The sequence below is a fragment of the Lysobacter enzymogenes genome, from assembly GCF_017168095.1.
Lineage (GTDB): Bacteria > Pseudomonadota > Gammaproteobacteria > Xanthomonadales > Xanthomonadaceae > Lysobacter > Lysobacter enzymogenes_D.
Window position 1 is genome coordinate 1 of the sequence record NZ_LXSD01000286.1, and the last position, 7,034, is coordinate 7,034.

At 67.6% G+C, this 7,034-nt stretch carries 7 protein-coding genes and 4 tRNA genes; all 11 read left to right on the forward strand.

The window, feature by feature from the left end; translation table 11 throughout:
* Nucleotides 1–495: lipoprotein insertase outer membrane protein LolB (gene lolB / locus A7A76_RS08925; protein ID WP_206410877.1), on the forward strand; the 495-nt coding region annotated here is incomplete at its 5' end.
* Nucleotides 496–516: 21 nt separating this feature from the next.
* Complete coding sequence (ispE, locus tag A7A76_RS08930; RefSeq protein WP_206410878.1) at nt 517–1,419, forward strand: 4-(cytidine 5'-diphospho)-2-C-methyl-D-erythritol kinase; 903 nt, start codon at nt 517–519, stop codon at nt 1,417–1,419.
* A gap of 63 nt (nt 1,420–1,482) precedes the next feature.
* Nucleotides 1,483–1,559, forward strand: a tRNA-Gln gene (locus A7A76_RS08935).
* A 105-nt stretch (nt 1,560–1,664) separates the two neighbouring features.
* A complete protein-coding gene (locus tag A7A76_RS08940; RefSeq protein WP_206410879.1) occupies nt 1,665–2,624 on the forward strand; it encodes a ribose-phosphate diphosphokinase in 960 nt (319 codons plus the stop codon).
* Nucleotides 2,625–2,718: 94 nt separating this feature from the next.
* On the forward strand, nt 2,719–3,378 hold the full coding sequence (locus tag A7A76_RS08945; RefSeq protein ID WP_206410880.1) for a 50S ribosomal protein L25/general stress protein Ctc: 660 nt from the start codon (nt 2,719–2,721) through the stop codon (nt 3,376–3,378).
* 59 nt (nt 3,379–3,437) lie between these two features.
* Nucleotides 3,438–4,016, forward strand: a complete 579-nt coding sequence (gene pth, locus A7A76_RS08950) for an aminoacyl-tRNA hydrolase (RefSeq protein ID WP_206410881.1) — start codon at nt 3,438–3,440, stop codon at nt 4,014–4,016.
* A gap of 166 nt (nt 4,017–4,182) precedes the next feature.
* Entirely contained in the window at nt 4,183–5,274 is a 1,092-nt protein-coding gene (gene ychF / locus A7A76_RS08955; protein ID WP_206410882.1) for a redox-regulated ATPase YchF, read from the forward strand.
* A gap of 125 nt (nt 5,275–5,399) precedes the next feature.
* A tRNA-Tyr gene (locus A7A76_RS08960) sits at nt 5,400–5,485 on the forward strand.
* 100 nt (nt 5,486–5,585) lie between these two features.
* Nucleotides 5,586–5,659, forward strand: a tRNA-Gly gene (locus tag A7A76_RS08965).
* 38 nt (nt 5,660–5,697) lie between these two features.
* Nucleotides 5,698–5,773 (forward strand) — tRNA-Thr (locus A7A76_RS08970).
* A 72-nt stretch (nt 5,774–5,845) separates the two neighbouring features.
* On the forward strand, nt 5,846–7,034 hold a 1,189-nt coding region (gene tuf, locus A7A76_RS08975; RefSeq protein ID WP_206410883.1), incomplete at its 3' end, for an elongation factor Tu.

Sequence of the window (7,034 nt, forward strand, 5' to 3'; positions counted from 1 at the left end):
GCGCGCGTGCGCGCCGCCGCCGAGTGGTCGCTGAGCGGCCGCATCGCCGTGTCCAACGCCGGCAAGGGCGGCAGCGGCCGGATCGAATGGAACCAGCGCGGCGACGGCTACGAAGTCGCGCTGAGCGCGCCGGTCACGCGCCAGAGCTGGCGCCTGCGCGGCGGCCCCGACGGCGCCCGCCTGGACGGCCTGGACGGCGGCCCGCGCGAAGGCGCGGACGCCGCCGACGTGCTGTTCCAGGCTACCGGCTGGGACATCCCGGTGGCCGCGCTCGGCCAGTGGCTGCGCGGCCTGCCGGCCGGCGACGGCGCCGACGCGCGCATCGTCCCCGGCGCCGACGGGCGCCCGCAGTCCATCGCCCAGGGCGGCTGGACCATCGCCTACGAATGGCCCGCCAGCGGCGACCTGCCTTCGCGCCTGGACGCGCGCCGCGATTCGGCGCGGGTGCGGCTGATCGTGGATCAGTGGCAGGGCGGGGCGGCTACGGCTCCCTGAATCGCACTCCAGAACCTTCCGATGTCCTTCGACTCCACCGATCCGGCCCGAGATTCCACGGGCGAGCCCGCCTGGTCGGCCTGGCCCGCCCCGGCCAAGCTGAACCTGTTCCTGCGCATTGTCGGCCGCCGCGCCGACGGCTATCACCTGCTGCAGACCGTGTTCCGTCTGCTCGACTGGGGCGACACCATCCGCCTGCGGCCGCGCGCCGACGGTCGCATCGTCCGCCACGGGGCCTCGGTGGCTGGCGTGGCCGAGGCCGACGACCTCACCGTGCGGGCCGCGCTGGCGCTGCAAAAGGCCTCGAATTGCAGCCAAGGTGCGGATATCGTCATCGAAAAGCGCATTCCGGCCGGCGGCGGGTTCGGCGGCGGCTCGTCCGACGCCGCGACCGTCCTGGTCGCCCTGGATGCGCTGTGGGGCACCGATCTGGGCGTGGAAACCCTGGCCCGGCTGGGCCTGGGCCTGGGCGCCGACGTGCCTGTGTTCGTACGCGGCGACAACGCCTGGGCCGAGGGCGTGGGCGAAGACCTGCGCCCGATCGGTCTGCCTCCGGCCTGGTACGTGCTGGCCGACCCCGGCGTCCACGCCCCGACCGCGGCGCTTTTTCAATCCGCTGAATTGACGCGGGATGCCGCGCCCGCGACAATGTCGGACTTCGTTTCGGGTAGACCGCTCGGGAATGCGTTCGAGCCGGTGCTGCGCCAGCGCGAAGGGGCCGTCGAGGCCGCCTTCGCCGCTCTGGCGCGGATCGGATCGCCACGCCTGACCGGGTCCGGCAGCGGGTGTTTCGTCGAGTTCGCCACGCGCGAATCCGCCGAGGCCGCGCTGGCGGAACTGCCGCCGGGCCTGCGCGCCTGGACGGCGGCCGGGGCAGGGCGCTCGCCGCTGCATGCCGCGCTCGAAACCAACCGACGAGGTTGAACCCCGGTTCGCCCCGTCGTCCGGCAAGTCCAGTACCACCTCGCGTTCTATCCAGGTTTCCGCAGGGGCGTCGCCAAGTGGCCCAAGGCACCGGGTTTTGATCCCGGCATTCGTAGGTTCGAATCCTACCGCCCCTGCCACAACGAGGGATTGGAGATTTGGGATTCGCGATTCGCAAACGGCGGTACCTCGCAGCCGCCGCTACGAATCGCGAATCCCAAATCCCGAATCCCGGTCCCAAGACAGTGCAAAACGATCGCAACCTGCTGGTCTTCAGCGGCAACGCCAACCGTCCGCTGGCCGAGGCCGTGTGCAAGGAGCTGGGCATCCGGCTCGGCAAGGCCCTCGTCGGCCGCTTCTCCGACGGGGAAGTGCAGGTCGAGATCGAAGAGAACGTGCGCCGCCAGGAAGTGTTCGTCATCCAGCCGACGAACGCGCCGACGGCCGAGAATTTCATGGAACTGCTGGTCCTGATCGACGCGCTCAAGCGCGCATCGGTGGCCAACGTGACCGCGGTGGTGCCGTACTTCGGCTACGCCCGCCAGGACCGCCGCCCGCGTTCCTCGCGCGTGCCGATCACCGCCAAGGTCGCGGCCAAGATGTTCGGCGCGGTCGGCGCCGACCGGGTGCTCACGGTCGATCTGCATGCGGATCAGATCCAGGGCTTCTTCGACATCCCGGTCGACAACGTCTACGCCTCGCCGCTGCTGCTCGCCGACATCTGGCGCGCGCACGGCACCGACAACCTGATCGTGGTGTCCCCGGACGTCGGCGGCGTGGTGCGCGCGCGAGCGATCGCCAAGCGCCTGGACGACGCGGACCTGGCGATCATCGACAAGCGCCGCCCGCGCGCCAACGTCGCCACGGTGATGAACATCATCGGCGACGTGTCTGGCAAGACCTGCGTGCTGGTCGACGACATCGTCGACACCGCCGGCACCCTGTGCGCCGCCGCCGCGGCGCTCAAGGCGCAGGGCGCGCAGAAGGTCGTGGCCTACTGCACCCACCCGGTGCTGTCGGGCGCGGCCATCGACAACGTGACCAAGTCGCAGCTCGACGAGCTGGTGGTGACCGACACCATCCCGCTCACCGCCGCGGCCCGGGCCACCGGCCGCATCCGCCAGCTCAGCGTGGCGGAACTGCTGGCCGAGACGATCCGCCGCATCGCGTTCGGCGAGTCGGTGAGCTCGCTCTACGTCGATTGATCGAAAGAATTCGTTTCAAGGCTCATCTGGTCGCGGATGAGCTTCCCCGCCGCCGCGAGGCGGCTCCAACGCTGTCAACATCGAGTACACGCAAATGTCCGAACACACCATCAAGGCCACTGGCCGCAAGGTCGAGGGGAAGGGTGCGAGCCGCCGCCTTCGTCATGCCGCCAGCATCCCGGCCATCATCTACGGCGGCAGCGCCGCGCCGCAGCCGATCCAGCTCGAGCACGAGAAGATCTGGCTGGCCAGCCAGCACGAGTGGTTCTACTCCTCGATCCTGAGCCTGGACGTCGACGGCAAGGTCGAGCAGGTCCTGCTGCGCGACATGCAGCGCCACCCGTTCAAGCAGATCATCATGCACCTGGACTTCCAGCGCGTTGACGCCAACCAGGCGCTGCGCGTGGCGGTGCCGCTGCACTTCCTCAACGAAGACAAGTCGCCGGCCGGCAAGTCGGCCGACGTCGTGGTCACCCACGAGCTCAACGAAGTCGAAGTGTCCTGCCTGCCGAAGGACCTGCCGGAGTTCATCGAGATCGACCTGTCGGACCTGAAGGTCGGCGACATCGTTCACCTGTCGGACCTCAAGCTGCCCAAGGGCGTCGAGATCCCCGAGCTGAAGCTGGGCAAGGAACACGATGTCGCCATCGTGATCGCCAAGCACGGCAAGGAAGAGGCCGAGCCGACCGAGGACGCGCCGGCCGCGGACGTGCCGGCCGCCAAGGTCTCCAAGAAGGACGAAGACAAGAAGTGATCGCCGGCCGGCGCGCCGTAGCCGGCGCGCCGGTCCGCGTTTGCGGACTGTCCTGAGTCATGGCGGGATTGCGCCTGATCGTCGGCCTGGGTAACCCCGGCGCCGAATACACCCGGACCCGGCACAACGCCGGGTTCTGGTTTGTGGACGCCTTGAACGAGAAGTTCGGCGGCCGCTTCGGCCTGGAGTCCAAGCTGTTCGGCGAAACCTCGAAGATCGAGATCGCCGGCAAACCGGTGTGGCTGCTCAAGCCGGCCACCTTCATGAACCTCTCCGGCAAGTCGGTGACCGCCGCGCTGCGCTACTGGAAGATCGAGCCCGAGGAAGCGCTGCTGGCGCACGACGAGCTCGACCTCGCGCCCGGCACCGCCCGGCTCAAGTTCGACGGCGGCCACGGCGGCCAGAACGGCCTGCGCGACACCATCCAGCTGCTCGGCCACGGCAAGTTCCACCGCCTGCGCCTGGGCATCGGCCACCCCGGCCACAAGGACAAGGTCACCCCGTGGGTGCTCGGCCGTCCCGGCAAGGACGACGAGGCCACGATCCTGCGCGCCATCGACGAGGCCATCGACGCGATGCCGCTGGCGGTGAACGGCAATTTCATGGATGCGATGACGCGGTTGCATACCGCGAAGTGAAGCGAAAGCGGGAGTCGGGAGCGGGGATGCGAATTCGCCGCGCCACCAATCCCCGCCTCGCATCGAAAGATTTCTGGCGGGAGCTGCACGCTCGCAGCGATACGCGCGGTTCGTCGCGCGGCTCCCGCTTCCCGATCCCTGTTTCCTCTTCCCGGACTTACCACCCATGGGCATCAAATGCGGCATCGTCGGCCTGCCTAACGTCGGCAAGTCGACCCTGTTCAACGCGCTGACCAAGGCCGGCATCGCCGCGGCCAACTTCCCGTTCTGCACGATCGAGCCCAACGTCGGCGCGGTGCCGGTGCCGGATCCGCGCCTCAACGCGCTGGCCGAGATCGTCAAGCCGCAGAAGCTGATTCCGACCGCGGTCGAGTTCGTCGACATCGCCGGCCTGGTCGCCGGCGCGGCCAGCGGGCAGGGCCTGGGCAACAAGTTCCTGGCGCATATCCGCGAGGTCGATGCGATCACCCACGTGGTGCGCTGCTTCGAGCACCCGGACGTGATCCACGTCAACAACAAGGTCGATCCGATCGCCGACATCGAGACCATCGATACCGAACTGGCCCTGGCCGATCTGGAAAGCGTCGAGAAGGCCCTGCAGCGCGCCGAGCGCTCGGCCAAGACCGGCGACAAGGAAGCGGTGGTGCGCAAGGAAATCCTCGGCCGCGTCCGCGCCGGCCTGGACGCCGGCAAGCCGGCGCGCGCGCTGGGCCTGTCGGACGACGACAAGGCCGCGCTGCGCGACCTGTTCCTGCTGACCCTCAAGCCGGTCATGTACGTGGCCAACGTGCTCGAGGACGGCTTCGAGAACAATCCGCACCTCGACGCCGTGCGCGCCCGCGCCGTGGCCGAGGGCGCCCAGGTGGTGCCGGTCTCGGCCGCGATCGAGGAAGAGCTCAGCCAGCTCGACGACGCCGACCGCGACGCCTTCCTGGCCGACCTGGGCCTGGCCGAGCCGGGCCTGAACCGGCTGATCCGCGCCGGCTACGCCCTGCTGGGCCTGCAGACCTACTTCACCGCCGGGGTCAAGGAAGTGCGCGCCTGGACGGTCAAGGCCGGCTCGACCGCGCCGCAGGCCGCCGCGGTGATCCACACCGACTTCGAGAAGGGCTTCATCCGCGCCGAAACCATCGCCTACGACGATTTCATCAAGTACAAGGGCGAGTCCGGCGCCCGCGACGCCGGCCGGCTGCGCCTGGAAGGCAAGGAATATCGCGTCCAGGAAGGCGATGTCTTGCACTTCCGGTTCAATGTTTGAGTAGACTACGCGCCCCCGCAGTCGACAGCCGCAAGCGCCGGCGGCGGGGGCGAAAAAAATCCCGAAAGATTTCGTGAAAGTGCGTTGACAAGCTGAAGATCGCACTTCAAAATTACGGGCTCTTCGGAGGGATACCCAAGCGGCCAACGGGGGCAGACTGTAAATCTGCTGGCTTACGCCTTCGGTGGTTCGAATCCACCTCCCTCCACCAGGTTGGCCGGTGCGACGATCGGCGTCATCGATGCGGCGCTCAGGCAAAGCGGTAAGGTTTCAAGGTTGCAAGTTCCAACGCTGTATTGGCTGCACGCGGCGCGGGAGTAGTTCAATGGTAGAACCTCAGCCTTCCAAGCTGATGGCGCGGGTTCGATTCCCGTCTCCCGCTCCATTGAACGAAGTCGCACAGCCCGTCGGCAACAAAGTTTCGCTCACGTAGCTCAGTCGGTAGAGCACCTCCTTGGTAAGGAGGAGGTCGAAGGTTCGATTCCTTTCGTGAGCACCATCTTCAAGCGACACCCGGCTGCTTTACCAACAGCCAACGCGACACACAGACCAAACACGAGAAGCGATAGCCATGGCCAAGGGTAAGTTCGAGCGCACCAAGCCGCACGTGAACGTCGGCACGATCGGTCACGTCGACCACGGCAAGACCACGCTGACGGCCGCTCTGACCAAGGTCGGCGCCGAGCGTTTCGGTGGCGAATTCAAGGCGTACGACGCGATCGACGCGGCGCCGGAAGAGAAGGCTCGCGGCATCACGATTTCGACCGCACACGTCGAATACGAAAGCCCGAACCGCCACTACGCGCACGTGGACTGCCCGGGCCACGCCGACTACGTGAAGAACATGATCACGGGTGCGGCGCAGATGGACGGCGCGATCCTGGTGTGCTCGGCCGCTGACGGCCCGATGCCGCAGACCCGCGAACACATCCTGCTGTCGCGTCAGGTCGGCGTGCCGTACATCGTCGTGTTCCTGAACAAGGCCGACATGGTGGACGACGCCGAGCTGCTCGAGCTGGTCGAGATGGAAGTGCGCGAGCTGCTGTCGAAGTACGAGTTCCCGGGCGACGACACCCCGATCATCCACGGCTCGGCCCGTCTGGCGCTGGAAGGCGACCAGAGCGAGATCGGCGTGCCGGCGATCATCAAGCTGGTCGAGGCGCTGGATAGCTTCATTCCGGAGCCGGAGCGCGCGATCGACAAGCCGTTCCTGATGCCGGTGGAAGACGTGTTCTCGATCTCGGGCCGCGGCACCGTGGTGACCGGCCGTATCGAGCGCGGCATCATCAAGGTGGGCGACGAAATCGAAATCGTCGGCATCCGTCCGACCCAGAAGACCACGGTCACCGGCGTCGAGATGTTCCGCAAGCTGCTGGACCAGGGCCAGGCGGGCGACAACGCGGGCCTGCTGCTGCGCGGCACCAAGCGTGACGACGTCGAGCGCGGCCAGGTGCTGGCCAAGCCGGGTTCGATCACCCCGCACACCGAGTTCGAGGGCGAGGTGTACGTGCTGTCGAAGGACGAAGGCGGCCGCCACACCCCGTTCTTCAAGGGCTACCGTCCGCAGTTCTACTTCCGCACCACCGACATCACCGGCGCGGTGACGCTGCCGGAAGGCGTCGAGATGGTCATGCCGGGCGACAACATCAAGATGGTCGTGCAGCTGATCAACCCGGTGGCGATGGACGAAGGCCTGCGCTTCGCGATCCGCGAAGGCGGCCGCACCGTCGGCGCCGGCGTGGTGTCGAAGATCCTGAAGT

Bases quoted from the DNA above. Each gene is read 5' to 3' on its own strand.
- ispE (WP_206410878.1), top strand. From the start codon at position 517: ATGTCCTTCGACTCCACCGATCCGGCCCGAGATTCCACGGGCGAGCCC.
- A7A76_RS08945 (WP_206410880.1), top strand. From the start codon at position 2,719: ATGTCCGAACACACCATCAAGGCCACTGGCCGCAAGGTCGAGGGGAAG.
- pth (WP_206410881.1), top strand. From the start codon at position 3,438: ATGGCGGGATTGCGCCTGATCGTCGGCCTGGGTAACCCCGGCGCCGAA.
- ychF (WP_206410882.1), top strand. From the start codon at position 4,183: ATGGGCATCAAATGCGGCATCGTCGGCCTGCCTAACGTCGGCAAGTCG.